At 44.9% G+C, this 1,369-nt stretch carries 2 protein-coding genes; both read right to left on the reverse strand.

Annotated elements, in window-relative coordinates:
• Positions 1 to 104 precede the first annotated feature (104 nt).
• Positions 105 to 1,055, reverse strand: a complete 951-nt coding sequence (gene rfbA, locus A3739_RS24750; RefSeq protein WP_082878256.1) for a glucose-1-phosphate thymidylyltransferase RfbA — start codon at positions 1,053 to 1,055, stop codon at positions 105 to 107.
• Positions 1,055 to 1,369: hypothetical protein (locus A3739_RS30375; protein ID WP_197472553.1), on the reverse strand; the 315-nt coding region annotated here is incomplete at its 5' end. The genes rfbA and A3739_RS30375, both read right to left, overlap by 1 nt.

Consider the following 1,369-nt stretch of genomic DNA (forward strand, 5'->3'; position numbering starts at 1 on the left):
TTGAACAAGAGGGCCGTTATTAGTAAGCCAATTGGTCTCGTAAATGCTGTCGATATAGGCATCGACTGTTGCACGATCTGGTAAATAAGGTTTCGTAACTGGAATCATAGCTCTTTTAACACTTCCTGATCTTTTACTGCTTCCGAATTTTTCAGTTGTTCTGCCCCTTCAGCTTCAACTAACTCCTTTCCCATTTCCTTTAGATAAGCGCTGTATTGCCCCTTCCCCATTTGCTTCACTTTGTCCAAAAGATCTTGGATAGAGAGCCATCCATTATGCAGGCCTATTTCCTCCAAACAGGCAATCTTGAAACCCTGGCGTTTTTCGACTGTTTCTACAAACTGGGATGCCTCAAGCATGCTTTCATGCGTGCCTGTATCTAGCCAAGCAAAGCCACGCCCTAAGGTTTCTACAAACAGGTTGTTTTTCTCAAGATAGGCATTATTGACGCAAGTAATTTCCAGCTCACCACGCGAGCTAGGTTGTACGGCTTTTGCGATGTCGACCACACGATTATCGTAAAAATACAATCCCGTCACGGCATGTTTTGACTTTGGTTGGGCAGGTTTTTCTTCAATAGATATAGCTTGTTTGTTTTGATCGAATTCTACTACTCCAAAGCGCTCAGGGTCTTTTACCTGATAACCAAACACGGTGGCTATTTGCTCTTCTTCGACTTTGCGTTTTGCTTCAAGAAGCTTCGGCGAGAAGTTGGGGCCGTAAAATACATTATCACCCAAAACCAAACACACTGAATCTTGACCAATAAACTTTTCACCGATGATAAAGGCTTGCGCGAGACCCTCCGGCTTTTCTTGTACGGCGTATTCAAGCTGAATACCAAACTGCGATCCGTCACCTAAAAGCCGCTTGTACTGAGGAAGATCCTCGGAGGTTGAGATGATTAAGATTTTGCGAATCTTGGCAAGCATCAATACCGACAATGGATAGTAGATCATCGGCTTGTCATAGATAGGTAATAACTGCTTTGATACACCTAGCGTGATCGGGTGTAAACGCGTACCCGAGCCACCGGCTAATACTATGCCTTTCATTAGTCAGCTAGCTCCAATAGGCCGCCATAAATTTCCATTCCGCGAAGCTTATTCGCCCAAAAAACAAGCTGCTTATACCAGTCTAAAGTTATTGTCTCGGGCGTTTTATCCAAAGTACCTGCTTGAAGGGCGGCAACAATCTCTTTCACACCCCGCTCTGCATTCCATGCTGCCTTCCATCCCAAGGTGCGCTCGATTTTACTAAAATCCACTTGATAACTTCGGTGGTCGGGATCGCCATACCACTCTACCTTAATTTCTTCATTAAGGAGTTCGCCAACCTGTCTTGCGACTCGCTGCCCAAGATCCCCTAA

The organism is Oleiphilus sp. HI0067 (assembly GCF_001635735.1).

Coding starts and splice junctions, on each gene's coding strand:
- rfbA (WP_082878256.1), bottom strand. CDS start 1,055: ATGAAAGGCATAGTATTAGCCGGTGGCTCGGGTACGCGTTTACACCCG.